Origin of the sequence: Agrococcus terreus, from assembly GCF_014645235.1 — a bacterium.
GTDB classification, from domain to species: Bacteria; Actinomycetota; Actinomycetes; order Actinomycetales; family Microbacteriaceae; genus Agrococcus; species Agrococcus terreus.
Genome location: NZ_BMLM01000001.1, coordinates 1691856 through 1713773, shown reverse-complemented (window position 1 = coordinate 1713773; position 21918 = coordinate 1691856). Strand labels below are relative to the sequence as shown.

Genomic DNA, 21918 nt, shown 5'->3' with positions numbered 1-21918 from the left:
TGCGCGCCGTCCCCGCTCCCAGGCGCGAGCGTGCAGGATGTGACCATGCTCGACAACGCAGCCGCAGTGCTCATGCGACTCGTCGCGGCGAGCGGGCGCGAGCTGGTCGACTTCGCGCAGAAGGACGTCGAGCCCGTGAACGAGGGCTTCATCGTCGGCTTCGCGTGCAGCGTGCGCACGCGCGACGATCAGATCGAGCGCGTCACGATCTACGTGAACACGTCGCCGAGCGCCCCGGTCGACGAGCACACGGTCGAGCTCGTCGACGCCTCCGGCCGGCGCCTCACCGCGTGGGCCTACCCGCAGGACCCGGCGCTGCCGTCGCTGCCGGCCGTGTCGTACCCGGAGGCCGCCGGCGTCGTGCTCGGCAAGTTCGGCATCGAGGCGGAGGGCGCGCGCCTGCGGATGGAGGCGTACCGCCCCGGCAAGCGCGCCGTGCTGCGCGTCGACACGGGGGAGCGGAGCTGGTTCGCGAAGGTCGTGCACCCCTCGCTCGCCGCCACCATCCACGACCTCCACGAGCGCTTCCGCGCCGCGGGGGTGCCGGTGCCGCGTTCGCTGGGCTTCTCGGAGGCCGGCCTCGTGCTGCTCGAGGAGCTGCCGGGCCTGCCCGCCATCGACGTCTTCGACCGCATCGACCGCGCGCGCTTCGCACGCGGCCTCGACGAGCTCGCGCAGCACATCGCGCGCGTGCCGGTCGCGGTCGGCGCGCGCGAGTCGCTCGCGCGCCGGGTGGAGTGGTACGCCGAGCGCATGGAGGAGACCTCGCCGCTCTTCGCGCGCCAGACCTCGCAGCTCGCCGAGCTCGTGCACCGGCGCTACGCCGCCACCGCCGTGCCGCCGCCCGTGACGATCCACGGCGACCTGCACCTCGGCCAGGTCTTCGTCGACCACGCCGACCCCTCGCGCATCACCGGCATCCTCGACATCGACACCGCGGGCCTCGGCGACCCCGCCGACGACGCGGGCGCGCTCTTCGGCCACGTGGTCGTCTCGGCTGTCGAGCGCACCGGCTCGCCCGCCGCGTCCGAGGCGCTCGCCGCCTTCGCCGACGAGCTCCAGCTCGGCTGGGCGGGCGACCAGCGCACCGCGGCGATCGCCGCGACCCACCTGCTCGGCCACGCGCTCGCCAACGCCGGGCGCGGCGACGAGCGCGGCGCCGCGGTCGCGCAGCAGCTGCTCGACCGCGCCGCCGCGGTGCTCGCCTAGGCGCCGATCGTCGGCGCGACGGCCGCGGCCGGCTGACCCAGCAGCTGCCGCACCCGCGGCACGACCTCGCTGCCGAGCAGCTCGATCGTGCGCAGGTTGTCCTCGTGGGTCGTGCCGGAGTCGTACTTCAGGTCGAAGCGCTCGACGCCGAGCGTCTCGACCGCCCACGCCATCTTCTGCGCGACCGTTTCGGGGCTGCCGACGAACAGCGCGCCGTGCTCGGCGGCCGCCGCCTCGAACTCGCGCGGCGTCGCATCGCCCCAGCCGCGCTCGCGCCCGATGCGGTTGCGGTAGCGCATCCACTGCGGCTGCAGGAGGCGGCGCGCCTCCTCGTCCGTCTCGGCGATGAGGCCCGGCGCGTGCATGCCGATGCGGCCCGTGCCGTGGCCCAGCTCCTGCATCGCCTGCCGGTAGAGCCCCGAGAACGGCGCGAACTGCGCCGGGCTGCCGCCGATGATCGCGAGCATGAGGTCGAAGCCGTGCCGCGCCGTGCGGATGACCGACTCCGGGGTGCCGCCGACGCCGACCCAGACGGGCATCCGCCCGCCCTGCTCCGCCGCGTGCGAGCGCGGGTGCACGGCCTGGTCCTGGAGCGGCGTGCGCAGCCGCCCCTGCCACGTCACGGGCTCCTCGCGCACGAGCGCCGCGAGCAGCTCGAGCCGCTCGTCGAAGAGCGCCTGGTAGTCCTCGAGGCGGTAGCCGAACAGCGGGAACGACTCCACGAACGAGCCGCGGCCGACGATCATCTCGGCGCGGCCCGACGAGATGCCGTCGAGCGTCGAGAACTGCTCGAACACCCGCACGGGGTCGTTCGACGAGAGCACCGTGACGGCCGTGCCGAGCCGGATGCGCTCGGTCGCGGTCGCGAGGCCACCCAGCACGATCTCGGGCGCGCTCGCCGCGAAGTCCTCGCGGTGGTGCTCGCCGACGCCGAAGAACGCCAGGCCCGCGCGGTCGGACGCGACGCCCTCCGCGACGACGTCGCGCAGCACCTGCGCGTGGGGGACCGGTCGGCCGTCGACGACCGGGATCGATGCGAACGTGTGGACGCCGACCTCGAGCTGCGTGGTCATGGGGCTCCTCTCCGCCTGGGCCAACCGTGCACGACCGGCGGGCATTCCGCGCGCACGAGGAAGGGCCCGGGATCGCTCCCGGGCCCTTCGACGACTGACGTCAGTGGTCGTCGTGCTTGGCGGCCTCGAGCTCGCCCCGCGTGACCGGCGCGATGCGGTCCTCGAAGAACCAGCGCGTCAGCGCGGCGCGGGCGCGGACGCCCGCCGTGATGCGGCCCTGCTCGTTCGGGCGCACCATGACCGGCTCGTACGCCTCGAACGACTTGAGCCTCCACGACTCGTACTCGCCGACCGGCTCGTGCACCTCGATGTACGCGCCGCCGGGGAGCCGGCGGATGTTGCCCGACTCGTAGCCGTGCAGCAGGATCTCGCGGTCCTTCTTCTGCAGGCCGATCGCGATGCGCTTCGTGAGCCAGAACACGAGGAACGGGCCGAGCACGAGCATCGCCTGCAGCGCCCAGGTGACCTGGAACACGTTGAGGTGGAAGTGCGTCGCGATGAGGTCCGACGAGGCGGCGGCCCACATGATCGCGTAGAACCAGACGCCGGCCGCGCCGATCGCGGTGCGCGTCGGGTTGTTGCGGGGACGCTCGGCGATGTGGTGCTCTCGCTTGTCGCCGGTGATCCACGCCTCGATGAAGGGGTAGAACATGACGAGCACGATGAACAGGCCCAGCACCGCCATCGGCAGCAGGATGTTCCACGACAGCGTCAGCCCGAGGATCTCGGACTCGAGGCCCGGTGCGAGGCGCAGGGCGCCGTCGGCGAAGCCGATGTACCAGTCGGGCTGCGTGCCCGCCGACACCGGTGACGGGTCGTAGGGGCCGTAGTTCCAGATCGGGTTGATCGTGAAGGTCGCCGAGATGAGCGCGATCACGCCGAAGACGATGAAGAAGAACGAGCCCGCCTTCGCCGCGAACATCGGCATGACCGGGACGCCCACGACGTTGTCGTTCGTGCGGCCGGGGCCGGCGAACTGCGTGTGCTTGTTCACGACCATGAGCACCATGTGCAGGCCGATCATGACGATGAGGATCGCCGGGAGCAGCATGATGTGCAGCACGAAGAGCCTCGGCACGATGTCGTGGCCCGGGAAGTGCCCGCCGAAGAGCAGGTACGAGATCCACGTGCCGACGATCGGGATGCCCTTGATCATGCCGTTGATGATCGCGAGGCCGTTGCCCGAGAGCAGGTCGTCGGGGAGCGAGTAGCCCGTGAAGCCCTCGGCCATCGCGAGGATGAAGAGGATGAAGCCGATCACCCAGTTGAGCTCGCGGGGCTTGCGGAAGGCGCCCGTGAAGAACACGCGCAGCATGTGCAGGCCGATGGCCGCCACGAACAGCAGGGCCGCCCAGTGGTGGATCTGGCGCATCAGGAGGCCGCCGCGGATGTCGAACGAGATGTCGAGCGCCGAGGCGTACGCCGCCGACATCTCGATGCCCTTGAGGGGCACGTACGAGCCCTCGTAGTGGACCTCGGCCATGGACGGCTCGAAGAAGAACGTCAGGAACGTGCCCGAGAGCAGGATCACGACGAACGAGTAGAGCGCGACCTCGCCGAGCATGAACGACCAGTGGTCGGGGAAGATCTTGCGACCGAGCATCGACACCATGGTCGAGATGCTGGTGCGCTCGTCGAGGTAGTTCGATGCCTTCGACGTCAGCGTGGGGCGCTGCGGGGTGGCGGTGGTCATGCGCGGGTCTCCGTCTCAGCCGACGAGAGGGGGATGTGCTTCTCCTCGTCGACGTAGTGCAGCCGCTCGAAGAACGACGGACCGATGGGCTCGGTGAAGTCGTGCTGGGCGACCAGGTAGCCCTCGTCGTCCACCGTGATCGGCAGCTGCGGCAGCGGGCGCTTGGCAGGACCGAAGACGACCTTGGCGTGGTTCGTCACGTCGAACGTCGACTGGTGGCACGGGCAGAGGAGGTGGTGCGTCTGCTGCTCGTACAGCGCCACGGGGCAGCCGACGTGCGTGCAGATCTTCGAGTACGCGACGATGCCGTCGTACGACCATCCCGCGCGGTCCGGCTGCTCGTTGAGCCGGTCGAGCGGCAGGCGCACGAGGAGCACGGATGCGAGCGCCTTCTGGTCGAGGTAGCCCTCGTCGTGCGTCATCTCCGCCAGCTCCGCGGGGATGACGTGGAAGGCCGAGCCGATCGTGACGTCGTCGGCCTTGATGGGCGTGCCGGAGGGGTCGAGCGCGAGGCGCGATCCCGCCTTCCACATGGTGTGCGTGAGCACGTCGACCGCGTTGCCCGCGGGAGCGAGGTCGCGGAAGAGCACGACGGCGGGGAGCGGCATGAGCGCGACCGCGCCGATGAGCGTGTTGCGGATGAGCGAGCGGCGGCTGAAGCCGGACTCCTCGTCGCCGAGCTTGAAGATCTCGACGGCGCGCGTGCGGTTCGGCTCCGAGCCGCGCGTCAGGTGGCGCTCCTCGACGAGCTCGTGGTCGCTCATGAGCTGGCGTGCCCAGTGCATGCCGCCGAGGCCGATGCCGAGCAGCGAGAGCGCGATGCCGAGGCCGAGGAACAGGTTGTTGAACCTGACCGAGGCCATGTCGCCCTGCTCGATCGGGACCATGATGTAGGCCGCGATCGCGATGACGGCGCCGAGCATCGACGCGATGAACCACCAGACGACGGTGCGCTCGGCGCGGTCCGCCTTCTCCGGGTGGAGGTCGGTCTGGCGCGGGCGGTGCGGGGGCAGGCCCGGGTTCTCGAACGCGTCCGACTGCACGATGGCAGCGCCGCGGTCGTGCACGACCACCTCGTGCGACTCCTGGTGAGCCGACTGGTCAGCCGACATGCTGGTCCTCTCTGTGTCCTGCGCCATGCTCAGTTCGGCTTCGAGGTGAGCCAGACCGTGACCGCGACGATGCCGCCGAGGCCGAAGATCCAGATGAACAGGCCCTCGGAGACCGGGCCGAGCGAGCCCAGGTCGAAGCCGCCGACCGACGGGTTCTCGTCCAGGTAGTGGAGGTACGCGATGATCTCGCGCTTCTCGTCCGGCGAGATGTTCTGGTCGTTGAACACGGGCATGTTCTGCGGGCCCGTGAGCATGGCCTCGTAGATGTGCGCGGCGTCGATGTCGCGCAGGTGCGGGGCGAACTTGCCCTCGGTGAGCGCGCCTCCGGCGCCGGCCACGTTGTGGCACATGGCGCAGTTGATGCGGAAGAGCTCGGCGCCGTTCGCGACGCCCTCCTCGTCGACGACGGAGGTGTCGAGCTGCTCCTCGGACGGCACGGCCGGCCCGGGGGCGAGCGAGGCGATGTAGGCGCCCATGGCGTCCGACTGCTCCTGCGTGAACTGCGGGTCGCGCTGGAGGGCCTGCGGGCCCTGGAAGGCCATCGGCATGCGGCCCGTCATGACCTGGAAGTCGACGGAGGCCGCGCCCACGCCGATGAGGCTCACGCCGTTCGGCGTGCCCTCGGCGTCGATGCCGTGGCACGAGGCGCAGTTGGCGCGGAACAGCGCCTCGCCCTCGGCCGCGGTGGCCTGCGTGTGCGCCGCGGGCGCCGGCTCGGCGTTCGCCACCGAGCCCACCGCGACGGACGCGCCGCCGGCGGCGACGAGTCCGATGATGAGCAGGGCCGCGCTCGCGAGCGGGTGCCTGCGACCGGTCTTCTTGCGTGCTGCCAAGGTTCTCAGTCCCTAACGCTTACTTGAGCCAGTAGATGACGAGGTACAGGCCGATCCAGACCACGTCGACGAAGTGCCAGTAGTACGAGATGACGTGCGCGCTCGTCGCCTCCTTGTGGGCGAACCGCTTCACCGCGTACGCGCGGCCGATGACGAAGAGGAACGCGAACAGGCCGCCGGTGACGTGGAGTCCGTGGAAGCCGGTCGTGATGTAGAAGGCGGAGCCGTACGAGTTCGACGACAGCGTCACGCCCTCCTGCACGAGCACGACGTACTCGAACACCTGCAGGATGATGAAGACCGAGCCCATGGCGTAGGTCAGGTAGAACCACTCGACCATGCCCCACTTCGAGAGCTGCCAGCGCGAGCCGCTCCGGAAGGCCTGGTGGTGCTCCGCCGCGTTCGCGCCCGCCTGGCACGTGAAGCTCGACGCGAGCAGGATGATCGTGTTCACCGTGGCGAACAGCACGTTCAGCCGCTCGGCCTCCGTCGCGAACAGGTCGCCCGACATGGAGCGGAGCGTGAAGTAGATCGCGAACAGGCCGGCGAAGAACATCACCTCGCTGCCGAGCCAGACGATGGTGCCGACGGCGACGGTGTTCGGCCGCCTGATCATCGGCGCCGATGGCGACGTGGAGAGCGCAGTAGTGGACACGCCTTCCATCCTAGTCCCGATGGGAGGGCTCGGGAGGACCCGACGGGCCAGCGTGGCGGCGAAAGATAGGCTGGAGCCATGGATCGCCTCCTGACCTGGCCAGTCGTGCTCGAGACGCTGCTGGAAGGGCGGGATCTCGCGATCCGACAGGCCGACTGGGCGATGGCCGAGATCGTCGCCGGGCGCGCCACGGAGGCGCAGATCGGCGGCTTCCTCATGGCGCTGCGCGCCAAGGGCACCGCGGTCGAGGAGCTCATCGGCTTCCGCGACGCGGTGCTCGAGGCGGCGGTGCCGCTGCCGGGCGACACGCAGGTGCTCGACATCGTCGGCACGGGCGGCGACCGCCAGCACACGGTGAACGTCTCGACGACGGCGAGCATCGTCGTGGCGGCGACGGGCGTGCCGGTGCTCAAGCACGGCAACCGCGCCGTCTCGTCCTCGTCGGGCGCGTCGGACGTGCTCTCGGTGCTCGGCGTGGTGCCGGAGGACGACGACCCCGCGACGGTGCGCCGCATCCTCGCCGAGGCGGGCATCTCGTTCGCCTGGGCGACCCGCTTCCACCCCGGCTTCCGCCACGCCGGTCCCGTGCGCCAGCAGCTCGGCGTGCCCACCGTGTTCAACCACCTCGGCCCGCTCGTGAACCCGGCGCGCCCCGAGGTGTCGCTCATGGGCGTCGCGCACAAGCCGGTCGTCGAGCAGTTCGTGGGCGTCGTCGCCACGCGCGGCGGCACCGCGGTCGTGGTGCGCGGCGAGGACGGCCTCGACGAGCTCACCACGACCGGCCACTCGGAGCTGTGGGAGGTCGTGCGCGGCGACGTCGTCGAGCACGACATCGACCCGCGCGAGCTCGGCATCCCGCGGGCTCGCCTCGAGGACCTCCGCGGCGGCTCGGCCGAGCACAACGCCGAGGTGCTGCGCCGCACCCTGCAGGGCGAGGCCGGCGCGGTGCGCGACATCGTGCTGCTGAACGCCGCCGCGGCGCTCGTCGCCTGGCGCCTCGACGCCGACCCCCGCCAGCAGGACCGCTCGCTCGTCGAGCGCCTCGCGGAGGGCCTCGAGACGGCGGCGGAGGCCGTCGACTCCGGGGCGGCGATGCGCACGCTCGACGCCTGGCGCGCAGCGGCGGGATGAGCCTCTCGACCGGGCACCACCCTCGCGTCGACCGGCAGACCACCTGGTCCGGCGACGAGGTCTGGCACTCGTGGCCGCTGCGCTGGGCCGACCGCACCGCGCGCTCGCTGCTGCTCGCCGCGCTCGCGATCGGCGGCACCGCCTGCTCCTACCTGCTGCCCCTGCTGCTGCACCGGCCGCCGTCGCTCGGCCCCGGCATCACGCTCCGCGCGATCGGCGTCGCGCTGCTGCTGCTCGCGGCCTTCGTCGCGCCGGCGTCCCGCAGCTACCGCGCCGCCGCCGCATACTGCGTCGTGCTGCACGCGGTCGGGACGACCGCGATGGTCATCCTCGTCGCCACGCCGCTCTTCGGCCCGACCACCTACGGGGCGCTCGACGCGCTCGAGTTCGCGAGCTTCGGCGCCCTCGTCGTCGCGTGGCTGCTCGTGCGGATGCGGCACCCGCTCACGATCCTCATCGTCGTGGTCGGCTACGCGATGGCCGGCGCCGCGTTCTTCTCGCGCTTCCTCCCGGCGCTCCGCGAGCGGCTCGCGCCCGACGTGTGGGCCGAGCAGGCGAGCGCGACCGACGAGGCAGTCGTGCGGTGGGCGCTCATGCTCCTCGCTGTCGTGCTGGTGCTGCTCGCCTGGTGGCTCGACGGCTGGATGCGCGCCCTGCTGCCGATCGCGAACGTCGCCGAGCCGCACAGCTCCGGCCACGCCTCGCGCACGGGGGAGCGGCAGCGCCTGCGCTACGCGGTGGTCATGATGCTCGTCGGCCTCGACGTCATCGCGATCGCGCTCGCCGTCTCGGCGAAGCAGCCGGTCGCGCGCGGCCGCATCTCGGACGACGACGACTGGTGGGCCTCGATCGTGCTCGCGATCTCGACCGCGCGGCTCACGCTCGTCGTGCTCGGCCTCACGGCGCTGCTGATCTGGGTGCAGAACGGCGAGTTCCGCGCCACGCTGTAGCCCGCACGCGAGGAGGGGGCGGCTCGCGCCGCCCCCTCCTGTCGTGCCGCCGATCAGTCGACGTCGTCGTCCACCCAGTCGAGCGTCTTCTGGACGGCCTTCTTCCAGTTGCGGTAGGTCCGGTCGCGCTTCTCCTGCTCCATCTGCGGCTCCCAGCGGCGGTCCTCCTGCCACTGCTGGCGCAGCTCGTCGAGCGAGCCCCAGAAGCCGACCGCGAGGCCGGCCGCGTAGGCGGCGCCGAGCGCCGTCGTCTCGGCGACGACGGGGCGCACGACGGGCACCTGGAGGATGTCGGCCTGGAACTGCATGAGCAGGTCGTTGGCGATCATGCCGCCGTCGACCTTGAGCTCCGTGAGGTCGACGCCCGAGTCGGCGTTCACCGCGTCGACGACCTCCGCCGTCTGGAACGCGGTCGCCTCGAGCGCGGCGCGGGCGATGTGGCCCTTGTTCACATAGCGCGTGAGGCCGACGAGCGCGCCGCGCGCGTCCGGGCGCCAGTACGGCGCGAACAGCCCCGAGAACGCCGGTACGAAGTACGCGCCGCCGTTGTCGTCGACCGTCGTGGCGAGCTGCTCGACCGAGGGCGCATCGTTGATGAGCCCGAGGTTGTCGCGCAGCCACTGGATGAGCGAGCCCGTCACGGCGATCGATCCCTCGAGCGCGTAGTGGGTCGGCTCGTCGCCGATCTTGTAGCCGACGGTCGTGAGCAGGCCGTTCTTCGAGTGGACGATCTCCTCGCCCGTGTTGAAGATGAGGAAGTTGCCCGTGCCGTACGTGTTCTTCGCCTCGCCGGTGTCGAACGCCGCCTGGCCGAACGTGGCCGCCTGCTGGTCGCCGAGGATGCCGCAGATGGGCGTCTCTCGCAGCAGCGACTCGCTCGACGCGACGCCGAACTCGCCCGACGACGACTTGATCTCGGGGAGCATCGAGCGCGGCACCCCGAAGTCGGCGAGGATCGCGTCGTCCCACTCGAGCGACTCGAGGTCCATGAAGAGCGTGCGCGACGCGTTCGTGACGTCGGTCGCGTGCACGCCGCCGTTGACGCCGCCCGTGAGGTTCCAGAGCACCCAGCAGTCGGTCGTGCCGAAGAGCAGGTCGCCGGCCTCGGCGGCCTCGCGCGCCCCCTCGACGTTCTCGAGGATCCAGACGATCTTCGTGCCCGAGAAGTACGTGGCGAGCGGCAGGCCGACCTTGGCCTTGTAGCGCTCGACGTCGCCGTCCGCGAGGCGGTCGACGATCTTCTGCGTGCGCGTGTCCTGCCACACGATCGCGTTGTAGACGGGCTCGCCGGTCCTCTTGTTCCAGACCACCGCGGTCTCGCGCTGGTTCGTGATGCCGATGGCCTTGACGTTGTGGCGCGTGACGTTCGCCTTCGAGAGCGCCTGGCCGATGACCTCGCGCGTGTTGTTCCAGATCTCCTTGGGGTCGTGCTCGACCCATCCGGCCTGGGGGAAGATCTGCTCGTGCTCGAGCTGGCCGGTCGAGACGATGCTGCCCGAGTGGTCGAACAGGATGGCCCTCGTGGAGGTCGTGCCCTGGTCGATGGCGATGACGTAGTCGGTCACCGGAACTCCTTCGTGTCGGTGTGCTGCGGTCTGGGGAGGGGTGGGGGAGAGTGTGCCGCCCGAGCCTGTGCGCCGCGTGCGCACCGGACCCGGACGAGCGAGGAGGGGGCCCATCCGGACCCCCTCCTCGTCGGTCAGGCCGCGAAGCCCGAGACGCCGGCGATGAGCACCGGGCCGAGCAGGCCCGCGAGCACGCCGCCGATGATCGGGCCCGCGACCGGGACCCACGCGTAGCCCCAGTCGCTCGAGCCCTTGCCCCGGATGGGCAGCACCGCGTGCGCGATGCGGGGGCCGAGGTCGCGGGCGGGGTTGATGGCGTAGCCGGTCGGGCCGCCGAGCGAGGCGCCGATGCCGACGACGAGCAGCGCGACGGGCAGGGCGCCGAGCGAGGCGAGACCCGCGGGGACCGCGGCCTGGGTGTCGCCGTTCTGCGCGGCGAAGCCGATGACCACGAAGACGAGCACGAAGGTGCCGATGATCTCGGTGACGAGGTTCCAGCCCGCCGAGCGGATGCCGGGGCCGGTCGAGAACGTGCCGAGCTTCGCGCCCGGGTCCTCCTCGATGTCGAAGTGCTGCTTGTAGGCCAGCCAGCAGAGCACGGCGCCGAGGAAGGCGCCGATGAACTGGCCGAGGAGGTACAGCGGGATCGCCGCCCAGTTGACCTCGGCGCCCGTCGCGAGGTCGCGCGAGAGGAGGCCGAAGGTGACCGCGGGGTTGAGGTGCGCGCCCGAGTAGGCGGACACGATGACGCCCGCGAACACCGCGAGGCCCCATCCGAAGTTGATCATGAGGAAGCCGCCGCCGAAGCCCTTGTTGCCCTTCAGCACGACGTTCGCGACGACGCCGCAGCCGAGGAGCACGAGCATGGCCGTGCCGACGAGCTCCGAGAGGAAAACGAGTCCGAGGTCCTGATCCACGGGTGCCTGCCTTCTGGTCCACGGGCTCCGTCGCCCGTACCGCCCGCTCGGGCGGCTGAGCACACGATAACGACGATCGTCCAAGAGCGGGGGAGAAACGCTCAGGATCGCCCGACGATCCGTGGTCGTGCACAGGAGCGCGGGCGTAGCGTGTGGGCATCGGACCACCGAGACCCCGGCACGCCGCACCCGGATCGCCCGATCCGGACGGCCCGATCGAGAGGCGCACCGTGAAGAAGCTCATCAACGACCCCGCCAAGACCGTCGACGAAGGCGTCGCCGGCTTCGCGGCCGCCCATCCCGACCTCGTGCGCGTCGTCGTCGACCCGCCCTTCGTCGTGGTGCGCAAGGACGCGCCCGTGCAGGGCAAGGTCGGCATCGTCTCGGGCGGCGGCTCCGGCCACGAGCCGCTCCACGCCGGCTACGTCGGCTACGGCATGCTCGACGCGGCCGTGCCGGGCGCGATGTTCACCTCGCCCACGCCCGACCCGATCCTGGAGGCGACGAAGCAGGTCGATGCCGGCGCGGGCGTCCTGCACATCGTGAAGAACTACACGGGCGACGTGCTCAACTTCGAGACCGCCGCCGACCTCGCGCTCGCCGAGGGCATCGAGGTGCAGACCGTCATCACCGACGACGACGTCGCCGTCAAGGACTCCCTCTACACCGCGGGCCGCCGCGGTGTCGCGGGGACCCTGCTCGTCGAGAAGATCGCGGGCGCGGCGGCGCAGCGCGGGGACTCCCTCGACCAGGTCGCCGAGGTCGCTCGGACCGTGAACAGCCGGGTCCGCTCGATGGGCATGGCGCTCTCGCCGTGCACGGTGCCGCACGCGGGCGAGCCCAGCTTCGAGCTCGGCGAGGACGAGGTCGAGATCGGCATCGGCATCCACGGCGAGCCGGGCCGCGAGCGCATCGCCCTCGAGCCCGCCGACCGCATGGTCGACCGCCTCATCGAGCCCATCCTCGAGGACCTCCCGTTCCAGCAGGGCGACCGCGTCATCCTGCTCGTGAACGGCATGGGCGGCACGCCGCTGTCGGAGCTCTACATCGTCTTCCGCCGCGCCGCCGAGGTGCTGCAGGAGCGAGGCATCGAGCTCGCGCGATCGCTCGTGGGGTCGTACGTGACGAGCCTCGAGATGCAGGGCGTCTCGCTGACGCTGCTGCAGGTCGACGACGAGCTGCTGGGCCTGTACGACGCGCCGGTCGAGACCGCCGCGCTGCGGTGGGGCCGATGAGCGGACTCGGCGGCGGGCTCGACGGCGCGTGGGCGCGCCGCTGGGCCGAGGCGATCGCGGAGGGCGTCGCCGACCGCAAGGCGGAGCTCACGGCGCTCGACCGCGCGATCGGCGACGGCGACCACGGCGAGAACCTCGACCGCGGGTTCCAGGCGGTGCTCGGCAAGCTCGAGTCGCTCGAGGAGGGCGCGACGCCCGGCGCGGTGCTGAAGCTCGTCGCGACGACGCTCATCTCGACGGTCGGCGGCGCGTCCGGCCCCCTGTACGGCACGGCGTTCCTCAAGGCCTCGGTCGCGGCGGGCGAGCGCGAGTCGCTCGACGCCGCCGCGCTCGTCGAGGTGCTCACGGCGGCGCGCGACGGCATCGTCGCTCGGGGCAAGGCCGAGCTGGGCGACAAGACGATGGTCGACGCCTGGACGCCCGCGGTCGACGCGGCGGCCGCGGCGGGCGACGACGTGGAGGCCGTGCTCGACGCCGCCGCGAGCGCGGCCGAGGCGGGCGCCGCGGCGACCGAGCCGCTCATCGCGCACAAGGGCCGCGCGTCGTACCTGGGGGAGCGGGCGCAGGGGCACCGCGACCCGGGCAGCGAGTCGACGGCGCTCATGCTGCGCGCGGCCGCGGCGGTCGCATGACCGTCGGCCTGCTCGTCGTGTCGCACTCTCGGCTGCTCGCGGAGGGCGTCGTGGAGCTCGCCGCGCAGATGGCGCCGGGCGTCGCGCTCGTCGCGGCGGGCGGCACCGACGACGGCGGGATCGGCACGAGCTTCGACCTCGTGGTCGCCGGGCTCGCGGAGGCGGACGGCGGCGACGGCGTCGTCGTGCTCTGCGACCTCGGCTCGGCCGTCATGACGGCCGAGACGGCGATCGAGGTCGCCGACGCGCCCGAGCGCATCCGCATCGCCGACGCGCCGATCGCCGAGGGCGCCGTCGCGGCCGCCGTCGCCGCGGCGCACGGCGCGACGCTCGACGAGGTCGTCGCGGCGGCGGGGACGGCGCGCGGCGGTGCAGCGGCGGAGGCGCCCGCGGCCGGAGCGCCGGTCGGGCCGTCGGGGACGCGGGACGCCGGCGAGGCGGGGGAGGCGCGGCTCGACGTCGAGCTCGCGAACCCGCACGGGCTGCACGCGCGGCCTACCGCCGAGCTCGTCCGCACGGCGGCCTCCTTCGACGCGCGCACGACCGTCAACGGCGTCGACGCGACGAGCATGCTGCGCGTGCTCGGGCTCGGGCTGCACCAGGGCGCGACGGCGTCGTTCGTCTCGACCGGACCGCAGGCGACCGAGGCGATCGCCGCGATCGAGGCGCTCGCCGCCGAGGGGTTCGGCGAGGGCGCCTAGCCCCTGAGCGCCTAGACCACGTGGGCGGCGAACTCGTCCGCCTCGACGCGGGCGCGGACGAACGAGCACTGGGGGCGGATGCGCATCCCGGCCGCGATGGTGGCGCGGAGCGCCTCGTCGACGAGCCGCGAGCCGATGCCGCGCCCGCCGAACGACGGATCGACCTCCGTGTGCGGGAAGGCGCGCACGCCGTCGCCGTCGCGGTAGTCGGCGAAGCCGGCCAGCGCCCCGTCGACCCGCGCCTCGAAGCGGCGCGCCTCGGGCGCGTCGACGATCTCGATCTGCTCGCTCATGGCCGCACGGTACCCCGCGCTGCTGGGTGCGGCATGCTGGAGGCATGCAGCTCGACCCGCGTCGCATCCTCATCTTCCGCACCGTCGCCCGCGAGGGGTCGGTGTCGGGCGGTGCCCGCGCGCTCGGCTGGACGCAGCCGGCCGTCAGCCAGCACATCCGGCTGCTCGAGGACGAGGTGGGCCAGGCGCTGCTGCTGCGCTCCTCGACCGGCGTGACGCTCACCGAGGCGGGCGAGCGGCTGCTGCGCCACGCCGACGGCATCGCGGGCCTCATCGGCTCGGCCGAGGCGGAGCTCGCGTCGCTGCAGGAGGGCGCGGGGCGCGTGACGATCGCGGCGTTCCCCTCCGCGCTCGCCGACTTCGTGCCGCGCTCGATCGCCGCGGCGCGCGCCGCGGTGCCGGGGCTCACCGCCCGGGTCATCGAGCTCGAGCCGCCGGAGGCGATCGAGGCGGTGCTCTCGGGCGACGCCGACATCGCGGTGGCGTTCGAGTACGACGAGCTGCACGACGACGTGCAGCTCGCGCGCATCCCGCTCGGCAGCGACCCGTCGAGCATCGTGCTGCCGCTGCAGCACGAGCTCGCCTCCGGTGCGCCGATCGCGCTCGAGGCGCTCGCCGGCGAGGACTGGGTGGCCGGCTGCGAGCGCTGCCGCCGCCACCTCGAGTCGCTCGCGGCCGACGCGGGCTTCGCGCCCAGCATCCAGTTCGAGACCGACGACTTCGTGGCCGTGCAGTCGTTCGTCGCGGCGACGGGGTCGGTGGCGCTGCTGCCGACCATGGCGCTGCGCGTGCACGCGCGCGAGGACGTCGTCGTGGCGCCGCTCGCCGACGGCTCAGGCCGCGCGGTGTCCCTGCGGCACCGGCACGGCGCCGAGCGCGTGCCCGCCATCAGCACCGTGCTCGAGGCCCTGCGCCGCGTCTGGGACGAGCGCATCGGCTGACCGCTCGCCGAGCGCGATGCGCGCGAGCGCGCCGGCGTGCGCCGCGCACGAGTCGATGAGCGGCACGGGGCTGTCGTCCGCGTCGACGAGCAGCATGATCTCGGTGCACGCGAGCACGATCGCCTCGGCGCCCGCGGCGGCGAGCGCGGCGAACGCCTCGCGGTACGCCGCGCGGGAGGCGGGCACGAACGCGCCCTGGGTGAGCTCGTCGAACACGATGCGGTCGAGCTCGGCCTGCGCGGCCGCCTCGGGCACGCGCGCCCCGATCCCGTGCATCGCGAGGCGGTCGGCGTAGAACGGCTCCGCCATCACCCAGCGGGTGCCGACGATGCCGAGCGTGCGGGCGCCGAGCCCGCGCGCCTCGGCGGCGACGGCGTCGGCGATGTGCACGAGCGGGATGCCCACGCTCCGCTCGACGTCGGGCGCGACCTTGTGCATGAGGTTCGTCGCGATCGCGACGCAGCCGGCGCCCGCGCGCTCGAGCGCGCGCGCCTCCCGGGCGAGCATCGCGCCGGCGCCCACCCAGTCCTCGCGCAGCTGCAGCTGGCGCACCGCGGCGAAGTCGAGGCTCGAGAGGAGGATGCGGGCGGAGGCGTGGCCGCCCCGCACGGCCGCGACGCGCTCGTTCACGGCGCGGTAGTAGTGCGCGGTCGAGTGCCAGCTCATGCCGCCGAGGATGCCGACGACCGTGCCGTCGGCGCTGCGCTGCTGCTCCATGTCCTCCATGGAACCGTCGCTCGGGGCATCAGTCCAGCCTGTGTTGCCAGGCCGCCACATAGGCTGAGATTATCGAGCTGTCACCGAGAGGTGGTGCGGGCAGCGGCCGCCGCCGGCGCCGTCGGCGCCTCCCGACCGAGCCCGAGCCGCTGCTGCAGGCTCAGCGCGAGCAGCGCCTGCGCCGACGCGTACGCGACGAGCACGACGATCGACCGCAGCGGATCCGGGATGTCGATGACGAAGAGGCCGAGCCCGAGCACGAGGTCGCTCGCGAGGAACAGCAGGCCGCCGAGGAAGCCCGCGGTGTCGATCGCGGCGAGCGCCGCGACGCCCGCGAGCACGAGCGCGTACAGCACGACCGGGATCGCGAGCGGGCCGGCGCCCGCGGCGAGGATGCCGGCCGCGACGAGCCCGACGATGCCGTAGGCGATGACGCCCGGGCCCCACGCGAGCGATCGCCGCCGCGTCGGCCACAGCGCGATCGCGTAGCCGAGGTGGCCGACGATGAACGCGCCGAGCAGGACGAGGGTCTGGCCGGTCGCCGCCCCCAGGCCGTCGCCGAGCGTGCACAGCAGCGCCGCCACGACGTGCCACCGCCCCACGGTGTGCCGCATCGCGCCCATGGCGACGAGCGCGATGGCGATCGGCGGCACGATGGCCCACATGAGGAGCCGGCGCGCGACCTCGAGCCAGGCGGTGTCGCCGGCGCCGAGGGCGATCAGGGTCGCGCACAGCAGGTTGGCCCCGAGGGCCGCGGCGACGACGACGAGCGCGATCCGGAGCGGCCTCGGCACGCCCCGCGCGACCGCCGGTGCGGGGCCTTCGGCGAGCGTGGAGGGCGCTCCCGTCGGTGCTCCGGTCGGCTGCATGGCCCCCATCCTGGCACCGATCCCCGCGGGACGCCGCGCGGCCGCGGGCGCGCGTGGGCGACCGCTGGCACAGTGGGGCCGTGCACGACAACCCCTTCCGACCCGGATTCGGCATCTCGCCGCCGCTGCTGGCGGGCAGGGACGCGCTGCTCGACGAGTGGCGCGAGGTGCTCGGCCTCGGCGCGTGGTCGCCGTTCCGCGCCGCGCTCGTGACGGGCATGCGCGGCGTCGGCAAGACGGTGCTCCTCAACGCCGTCGAGGATGAGGCGCGCGCCCGCGGCTGGACGGTGGTGCACGGCACGCTCCACGACGGGCTCGTCGACGCGCTCGAGCACGACCGGCTGCCGGCGCTGCTCCAGGAGCGCGACCCCGAGGCCGTGACGCGAGAGCTCACGGGCCTCACGCTCCCGCAGCTCGGGGGCGGCACGACGCAGGTCGTGCAGCGCTACCCGCGCGAGCCCCGCCTCGAGAGCATGCTCGCGAGGCTCGTCGAGCTCGCCGAGGGCGACGGCGCCGGCGTGCTCGTCTCGCTCGACGAGGTCGCGCGCGACTCGCTCGACGAGCTGCGCCGCATCGCCGTCGCCGTCCAGCACCTCATGCGCGAGGACCGGCGGATCGCGTTCGTCGCCGCCGGCGTGCCCGCGGCGGTCGCGGCGGCGCTCGAGGCCGACGGCCTCACCTTCGTGCGGCGCGCGCAGCAGGTGCGGCTCGACACCCTCACGCTCGCCGAGGCGCGCGCGGCCATCGCCGAGCCCGTGCGGGCGCGCGGGCGCACGATCGACGACGACGCGCTCGAGCTCGCCGCTCGCGCGAGCGAGGGCTACCCCTACCTCGTGCAGTCGATCGGCGCTCGCGCCTGGGAGCACCGCCCCGAGCGCACCGCGATCGACGTCGCGGCCGTGCGGCGCGCCGTCGCGATCGCGCACGAGGCGATGGGGGAGAGCGTCATCGTGCCGGCGCTCCGCGGGCTCTCGGCGCGCGACCGCGACTACCTCGCCGCGATGGCCGAGGACGACGTGCCCGCGGCCACCGCCGACGTCGCCCGGCGCATGGGCGCGACGACCGGCCTCGCCGGCCGGCACCGGGCGCGCCTGCTCGACGCGGGCGTCGTCGTCGTGCCCGAGCGCGGCGCCGTCGACTTCGCGATCCCGCGCATGCGCGAGCACTTGCGCGCGCATCCCCACGACGCCCAGCTGGGCCTCCCGACCGCCGCCCGGCGCACGTTCCAGGGCGGCGAGGACGTCCGCTAGCATCGCCTCGTCAGGCGCAGGGCGCCGGGCCTCGAGAAATGGGGCCGACGCGCACCGCAGCGCGCGACACACACGGACCCGCATCCCAGGGGTCCCGCGTCGTCGTGCCGGGCCCCTCGACCGAGGAGAGCCCTGTGCCCGATCCTTCAGTGCCCGATCCTGCTGTGCACGATCCTGCTCCGCCGCCGACCGTCTCCGCCGCCGTCGCCGCCGAGCTCGAGCAGCACGCCGACCACTGCTTCGCCCTCATGGGCAACGGCAACGCCTGGTTCCTCGACGCCGTCGTGCGCCGCGGGTCCATCGGGCTCACGGCAGTGCGCCACGAGGCCGGCGCGATCGCCGCCGCCGACGCCCACCATCGGGCGAGCGGCCGCATGGCGCTCGCCTCCGTCACGTACGGCGCCGGCTTCGCGAACGCGGTGACGCCGCTCGCGGAGGCCGCGATGGCGCGCGTGCCGCTCGTCGTCGTCGTCGGCGATCGGCCGACGACCGGCGCCCGGCCGTTCGACATCGACCAGGAGGCCGTCGCCCTGGCCGTCGGCGCGCCGACGGTGGTCGTCGATCCCGCGGCGCCCGCCGCGTCCGCGCACCGCGCCGCCGAGCGCGCGCGGGTCGAGCGCGGGCCCGTCGTGCTCGCCATCCCGTACGACGTGGCGCACGCCGTGGCGCCGCCCGAGCCGATGACGGGCCGCCGCGCCGTCGGCGCCGCCGTGCCCGCGCCCGACGCCGAGGCGATCGCCCGCCTCGCCGACGACCTCGCCCGAGCGGAGCGGCCGCTGCTGCTCGCCGGTCGGGGCGCGCACCTCGCCGGTGCTGCCGAGCCGCTCCGCGCCGTCGCGGCACGCACGGGCGCCCGCACCGCCTCGAGCGCGCTCGGCAGCGGCATCTTCGACGACGCGGCCGCGCACCTCGGCATCTGCGGCGGCTTCGCCTCCGAGCGGGCGGCGCACGCCATCGAGGAGGCCGACCTCGTGGTCGTGGTCGGCGCGGGGCTCAACGCGTTCCAGACGCGCTTCGGCGACGCCTTCTCGACCCGGGCGCGCGTCGTGCAGGTCGACGTCGCCGAGGCGGCGACCCACCCGCGCGTCGACGAGCTCGTTCGCGGCGACGCGCGCGCGGTCGCCGAGGCGCTGCTCGCGGCGCTCGAGGACGCGGGAGTCCGAGCGGGGGACGAGCGACCGGGCGCAGGCTGGGCCGAGGCGGGGCTCGCCGACGTCACGGGCATCCACGACGAGCGCCCGGACGGCGACGACGCCGCGGTCGACGGACGCATCGACCCGCGCCGCCTGTTCCGGGTGCTCGAGCGCATCCTGCCGCGCGACCGCGTGGTCGTGCAGGACGGCGGGCACTTCATCGGCTGGGCGCCCACCTACCTCTCGGTCGCCGACCCCTCGCGCCTCATCATGGTCGGCACCGCCTTCCAGACCATCGGGCTCGGCCTGCCGAGCGCCGTCGGCGCGGCCGTGGCGCGGCCCGAGGCGACCACGGTGCTCGTGACCGGCGACGGCGGGGCGCTCATGGGCCTCGCCGACCTCGACACCGTCATCCGCACCGTCCGGCGCGGCGTGGTCGTGGTCTGCAACGACGCCGCCTACGGCGCCGAGGTGCACCAGTACGCGGTCCGCGGCGTCGCAGAGGCGCCGATGCTCATCGAGCAGGCCGACTTCGCCGCGCTCGGCCGCGCGCTCGGCGCGGAGGGCGCCGTCATCGAGACGATCGACGACCTCGCGCCGCTCGAGGCGTGGCTCGCGACCGGCGCCGAGGGCGTCTTCGTCGCCGACTGCCGCATCTCGCGGGAGGTCGTCGCACCGTACATCGTCGAGATCCGGGAGGCCGCGATGCGGGCCGCCGCCCGCTGACGCCGCCGGCGGCGGCGCGCGGCGCTCGGAGCTCAGGCCTCGTCGCCGAGCTCGAGCAGCCGGCGGAACAGCGCCAGCACCTCCTCCGGCAGCAGCGGCTCGGCGACGGTCACGTCGCAGCGCGTCTCGATGGTGACGCGCCAGAGCGGCGCGTCGGGCGGCGGCGCCTCGGCGTCGAGCCCCGCGAGCTCGCCCGAGTCGACGAGCCGCTCGAGGTGCTCCCGGTCGTCGCCGGGGATCGCGGCCGGTGCGAGCACCGCGGCCCGCGTGCGACCGAGCATCCCGCCCGTGCGGGCGACGCGCACGGCCTCGGCCTCGACGTCCCGCGCGGCATCGGTCGCGCCGCCCTGCGTCACCCCCACCGCAGCCCAGGCGGCGCGCACCGCCGCCGCCTCGTCCGACGCGTCGCCGAACCTGGCGGCCGCCGCGGCGTTCGTGGCCTCGGCGAACGCGGCGAAGTCGGCGGTGGGGGAGAGCCCGCCCGTGAGCGCATCCATCCAGATGCGGCCCGGCGCCTCCCACGCGCGCCCGCCGATCGCCGTCGCGACGAGGTGGAAGGCGCGGTTCGGGATGCCTGAGTTGATGTGCACGCCGCCGAGGTCGTCGGTCGTCACGACGAGGTCGCGCATGTGGCCCGGCTGCGGGTCGCGGCCGAGCACCGGGTCGTCGTAGGCCGTGCCGGGCTCGGCCATCGAGCGGAGCGCCCGGCCCTGCACCGCGTCGGTGAAGACGCCGGCGCCGATGAGCCAGTCGGCCTCGTCGGCCTCCTGGCCGAGCGCGTGCTGCTTCACGAGGGCGCCGAGCACATCGGCGATCGACTCGTTGAGGGCGCCCGGCTGGTCGCGATAGACGAGGTTCGCCGTCGACGAGATGACGCCGTGGCCGAGCTCGTGGCCGATCACGTCGATCGCGCGCGTGAAGCCGGCGAACACCTCGCCGTCGCCGTCGCCGAACACCATCCGCTCGCCGTCCCAGAAGGCGTTGTCGTAGCGCTCGCCGTAGTGCACGGTCGCGAGCAGCGGCTGACCCGCGCCGTCGAGGGAGTCGCGCCCGAAGGCCTCGAAGAGCATGCGCCACGACGCGCCGAGGCCGTCGTGCGCCTCGTCGGCGGCGGCGTCGCCCGTGGGGCCGTCGCCCTCGCGCCGCACGACCTCGCCGGGCAGCGTCGTCGTGCCCCGCGCATCGCTGATGACGCGCTCGGGAACGGGCGCCTCGCGCGGCACGCGCTCCGGCGCGGCCTGGGCGCGCAGGCCCTCGGGAGCGCGCAGGCCCGCGGGTGCGCGCCCGGCCGCGCCGCGGACGCGCTCGGCGCGCACGCCGCGATCGAGCCCGAGCGTGCGCTCGGCGACGAGCGCGGCGGGGCTCGCGGCGGCGGCGAGGCGCTCGAGCAGGAAGGGCGGCACGATGCCGTGGCGCACCGCGGCGGCCTCGTGCCGGAGCGCCTGCGCCATGCGCGGTGCGACGACCGACGACCACAGCGAGCAACCTGCCGCCGAGGGATGGAAGCCGTCGGCCGCGTGGTGCTCGGGGTCGACGATCGCCGGCGTGGGGAGGTGGAGGACGCCGGGCTCGGAGCCGGCGATGCGCTGCAGGGCGTCGTCGAGGCTGCGGGCATGGCCGCCCATGAGCGAGCGGAGCGGCTGCGGCAGCCACTCGAAGGTGTCGATCTGCGGCGCGCCGGCGACCCCGATCGCGCCGCCGGGTGCGAGGTGCGGCCGCAGGCCCGCCACGAGCGCGCGCACCGTGCGCTCGAAGCGGGCGCGCGGCACGAGCTGGAGGGCGTCGTTGGCGCCGACGAGCAGCAGGATCGCGTCGAACTCGCCGTCGACCGCGGGCAGGTGCCGCTCGAGCACCTGGGCGGAGGTCGACCCCTCGAGCCCCTCGATGCGCCACGCGACCGGACGCCGGTGCGCGTCGGCGAGGCGCGCGGCGGTCTGCAGCACGAGGCCGTCCTCGAGCCGGTCGACGCCGACCCCGGTCGCGGTCGAGTCGCCGATCGCGAGGAGCCGCAGCGGCGCCGCGTGCGCCGCGACGCCGACGGGATCGATCGTGCCGCGTCGCGCTCCCTTCGGCTCCGGCAGCCACAGGAGGCCGGCCTGCAGCGCCTTCGCCTGCCGCAGCAGCAGCGGCGCGAGCGCGATCGCGGCGGGCCTCGCCATCCGATGCAGCGCGCGCTCGGCGCGCCTCGTGGTGGCTGCGGCGACGCCGCCCATCAGTCCGGCGATGCCCATGCTCGGCCTCCGTCCGCTCGGGGGAGCCGATGCTACCCGCGACCGCCGACGG

The 21918-nt window shown here is 73.8% G+C and carries 20 protein-coding genes; 9 read left to right on the top strand and 11 right to left on the bottom strand.

The window, feature by feature from the left end:
* Positions 1 to 45: 45 nt before the first annotated feature.
* Positions 46 to 1209, top strand: coding sequence for a phosphotransferase family protein (locus IEW90_RS08305; protein WP_188717681.1), 1164 nt, complete (start codon positions 46 to 48; stop codon positions 1207 to 1209).
* Here the strand turns inward: IEW90_RS08305 and IEW90_RS08300 are convergent.
* From IEW90_RS08300 to ctaE, 5 genes are all read right to left on the bottom strand, one after another.
* The gene (locus IEW90_RS08300; protein WP_188717680.1) at positions 1206 to 2282 is read right to left on the bottom strand and encodes an LLM class flavin-dependent oxidoreductase; all 1077 of its coding nucleotides are present in this window, start codon (positions 2280 to 2282) and stop codon (positions 1206 to 1208) included. The two genes, IEW90_RS08305 and IEW90_RS08300, sit on opposite strands and share 4 nt — an antisense overlap.
* 100 nt (positions 2283 to 2382) lie before the next feature.
* A complete protein-coding gene (qcrB, locus tag IEW90_RS08295; RefSeq protein ID WP_188717679.1) occupies positions 2383 to 3975 on the bottom strand; it encodes a cytochrome bc1 complex cytochrome b subunit in 1593 nt (530 codons plus the stop codon).
* On the bottom strand, positions 3972 to 5087 hold the full coding sequence (qcrA, locus tag IEW90_RS08290; RefSeq protein WP_229679556.1) for a cytochrome bc1 complex Rieske iron-sulfur subunit: 1116 nt from the start codon (positions 5085 to 5087) through the stop codon (positions 3972 to 3974). Before qcrA ends, qcrB begins: the two co-directional genes overlap by 4 nt.
* A gap of 29 nt (positions 5088 to 5116) precedes the next feature.
* Positions 5117 to 5929: a cytochrome bc1 complex diheme cytochrome c subunit gene (gene qcrC, locus IEW90_RS08285; RefSeq protein WP_188718091.1), complete on the bottom strand. Its 813-nt coding sequence runs from the start codon at positions 5927 to 5929 to the stop codon at positions 5117 to 5119.
* 10 nt (positions 5930 to 5939) lie between these two features.
* Positions 5940 to 6584, bottom strand: a complete 645-nt coding sequence (gene ctaE / locus IEW90_RS08280) for an aa3-type cytochrome oxidase subunit III (protein ID WP_188717677.1) — start codon at positions 6582 to 6584, stop codon at positions 5940 to 5942.
* Positions 6585 to 6653: 69 nt separating this feature from the next.
* Between ctaE and trpD the strand changes: the two genes are divergently transcribed.
* Together trpD and IEW90_RS08270 are read left to right on the top strand one after the other, a co-directional pair.
* Positions 6654 to 7706: an anthranilate phosphoribosyltransferase gene (gene trpD, locus IEW90_RS08275; protein WP_188717676.1), complete on the top strand. Its 1053-nt coding sequence runs from the start codon at positions 6654 to 6656 to the stop codon at positions 7704 to 7706.
* Positions 7703 to 8656: a hypothetical protein gene (locus IEW90_RS08270; protein ID WP_188717675.1), complete on the top strand. Its 954-nt coding sequence runs from the start codon at positions 7703 to 7705 to the stop codon at positions 8654 to 8656. The genes trpD and IEW90_RS08270 overlap by 4 nt, the downstream gene beginning before the upstream one ends.
* Positions 8657 to 8709: 53 nt before the next feature.
* Here IEW90_RS08270 and glpK read toward each other — a convergent pair whose 3' ends face one another.
* Positions 8710 to 10221: a glycerol kinase GlpK gene (gene glpK / locus IEW90_RS08265; protein WP_188717674.1), complete on the bottom strand. Its 1512-nt coding sequence runs from the start codon at positions 10219 to 10221 to the stop codon at positions 8710 to 8712.
* 134 nt (positions 10222 to 10355) lie between these two features.
* Complete coding sequence (locus IEW90_RS08260) at positions 10356 to 11087, bottom strand: MIP/aquaporin family protein (RefSeq protein WP_229679618.1); 732 nt, start codon at positions 11085 to 11087, stop codon at positions 10356 to 10358.
* A 281-nt stretch (positions 11088 to 11368) separates the two neighbouring features.
* On the opposite strand from IEW90_RS08260, the gene dhaK reads away from it, so the two are divergent.
* From dhaK to dhaM, 3 genes are read left to right on the top strand one after another with little or no spacing between them, the layout of a single operon-like run.
* Positions 11369 to 12373 (top strand): dihydroxyacetone kinase subunit DhaK, encoded by a 1005-nt coding sequence (gene dhaK / locus IEW90_RS08255; RefSeq protein ID WP_188717672.1) that lies wholly within the window; start codon positions 11369 to 11371, stop codon positions 12371 to 12373.
* Positions 12370 to 13005 carry a dihydroxyacetone kinase subunit DhaL gene (gene dhaL, locus IEW90_RS08250; RefSeq protein ID WP_188717671.1) on the top strand — a complete coding sequence of 212 codons (636 nt, stop codon included), beginning with the start codon at positions 12370 to 12372 and terminating at the stop codon, positions 13003 to 13005. Before dhaK ends, dhaL begins: the two co-directional genes overlap by 4 nt.
* Positions 13002 to 13706 carry a dihydroxyacetone kinase phosphoryl donor subunit DhaM gene (gene dhaM, locus IEW90_RS08245; RefSeq protein WP_188717670.1) on the top strand — a complete coding sequence of 235 codons (705 nt, stop codon included), beginning with the start codon at positions 13002 to 13004 and terminating at the stop codon, positions 13704 to 13706. The genes dhaL and dhaM overlap by 4 nt, the downstream gene beginning before the upstream one ends.
* Before the next feature lie 11 nt (positions 13707 to 13717).
* Here dhaM and IEW90_RS08240 read toward each other — a convergent pair whose 3' ends face one another.
* Positions 13718 to 13999: a GNAT family N-acetyltransferase gene (locus tag IEW90_RS08240; RefSeq protein ID WP_188717669.1), complete on the bottom strand. Its 282-nt coding sequence runs from the start codon at positions 13997 to 13999 to the stop codon at positions 13718 to 13720.
* Between the two features lie 44 nt (positions 14000 to 14043).
* Here IEW90_RS08240 and IEW90_RS08235 point away from each other — a divergent pair, with 44 nt between their 5' ends.
* Positions 14044 to 14940 (top strand): LysR family transcriptional regulator, encoded by an 897-nt coding sequence (locus IEW90_RS08235; protein ID WP_188717668.1) that lies wholly within the window; start codon positions 14044 to 14046, stop codon positions 14938 to 14940.
* Here IEW90_RS08235 and IEW90_RS08230 read toward each other — a convergent pair.
* Positions 14833 to 15657: an aspartate/glutamate racemase family protein gene (locus IEW90_RS08230; protein WP_188717667.1), complete on the bottom strand. Its 825-nt coding sequence runs from the start codon at positions 15655 to 15657 to the stop codon at positions 14833 to 14835. The genes IEW90_RS08235 and IEW90_RS08230 overlap by 108 nt on opposite strands.
* Before the next feature lie 80 nt (positions 15658 to 15737).
* Entirely contained in the window at positions 15738 to 16526 is a 789-nt protein-coding gene (locus IEW90_RS08225) for a lysoplasmalogenase family protein (RefSeq protein WP_188717666.1), read from the bottom strand.
* An 80-nt stretch (positions 16527 to 16606) separates the two neighbouring features.
* On the opposite strand from IEW90_RS08225, the gene IEW90_RS08220 reads away from it, so the two are divergent.
* Both IEW90_RS08220 and IEW90_RS08215 read left to right on the top strand, forming a co-directional pair.
* Positions 16607 to 17776, top strand: a complete 1170-nt coding sequence (locus IEW90_RS08220) for a DUF8462 domain-containing protein (RefSeq protein WP_188717665.1) — start codon at positions 16607 to 16609, stop codon at positions 17774 to 17776.
* 164 nt (positions 17777 to 17940) lie between these two features.
* Positions 17941 to 19635 (top strand): thiamine pyrophosphate-binding protein, encoded by a 1695-nt coding sequence (locus IEW90_RS08215; protein ID WP_229679555.1) that lies wholly within the window; start codon positions 17941 to 17943, stop codon positions 19633 to 19635.
* Between the two features lie 32 nt (positions 19636 to 19667).
* On the opposite strand, the gene IEW90_RS13945 is transcribed toward IEW90_RS08215, so the two are convergent.
* On the bottom strand, positions 19668 to 21866 hold the full coding sequence (locus tag IEW90_RS13945; protein WP_188717663.1) for a protealysin inhibitor emfourin: 2199 nt from the start codon (positions 21864 to 21866) through the stop codon (positions 19668 to 19670).
* Positions 21867 to 21918: the final 52 nt, after the last annotated feature.

What these genes read in the sequence shown, in the direction of transcription:
- IEW90_RS08305 (WP_188717681.1), top strand. Translation starts at nt 46, where the DNA reads ATGCTCGACAACGCAGCCGCAGTGCTCATGCGACTCGTCGCGGCGAGC.
- IEW90_RS08300 (WP_188717680.1), bottom strand. Translation starts at nt 2,282, where the DNA reads ATGACCACGCAGCTCGAGGTCGGCGTCCACACGTTCGCATCGATCCCG.
- qcrB (WP_188717679.1), bottom strand. Translation starts at nt 3,975, where the DNA reads ATGACCACCGCCACCCCGCAGCGCCCCACGCTGACGTCGAAGGCATCG.
- qcrA (WP_229679556.1), bottom strand. Translation starts at nt 5,087, where the DNA reads ATGTCGGCTGACCAGTCGGCTCACCAGGAGTCGCACGAGGTGGTCGTG.
- ctaE (WP_188717677.1), bottom strand. Translation starts at nt 6,584, where the DNA reads ATGGAAGGCGTGTCCACTACTGCGCTCTCCACGTCGCCATCGGCGCCG.
- trpD (WP_188717676.1), top strand. Translation starts at nt 6,654, where the DNA reads ATGGATCGCCTCCTGACCTGGCCAGTCGTGCTCGAGACGCTGCTGGAA.
- IEW90_RS08270 (WP_188717675.1), top strand. Translation starts at nt 7,703, where the DNA reads ATGAGCCTCTCGACCGGGCACCACCCTCGCGTCGACCGGCAGACCACC.
- IEW90_RS08260 (WP_229679618.1), bottom strand. Translation starts at nt 11,087, where the DNA reads ATGCTCGTGCTCCTCGGCTGCGGCGTCGTCGCGAACGTCGTGCTGAAG.
- dhaL (WP_188717671.1), top strand. Translation starts at nt 12,370, where the DNA reads ATGAGCGGACTCGGCGGCGGGCTCGACGGCGCGTGGGCGCGCCGCTGG.
- dhaM (WP_188717670.1), top strand. Translation starts at nt 13,002, where the DNA reads ATGACCGTCGGCCTGCTCGTCGTGTCGCACTCTCGGCTGCTCGCGGAG.
- IEW90_RS08240 (WP_188717669.1), bottom strand. Translation starts at nt 13,999, where the DNA reads ATGAGCGAGCAGATCGAGATCGTCGACGCGCCCGAGGCGCGCCGCTTC.
- IEW90_RS08235 (WP_188717668.1), top strand. Translation starts at nt 14,044, where the DNA reads ATGCAGCTCGACCCGCGTCGCATCCTCATCTTCCGCACCGTCGCCCGC.
- IEW90_RS08230 (WP_188717667.1), bottom strand. Translation starts at nt 15,657, where the DNA reads ATGGAGCAGCAGCGCAGCGCCGACGGCACGGTCGTCGGCATCCTCGGC.
- IEW90_RS08225 (WP_188717666.1), bottom strand. Translation starts at nt 16,526, where the DNA reads ATGCAGCCGACCGGAGCACCGACGGGAGCGCCCTCCACGCTCGCCGAA.
- IEW90_RS13945 (WP_188717663.1), bottom strand. Translation starts at nt 21,866, where the DNA reads ATGGGCATCGCCGGACTGATGGGCGGCGTCGCCGCAGCCACCACGAGG.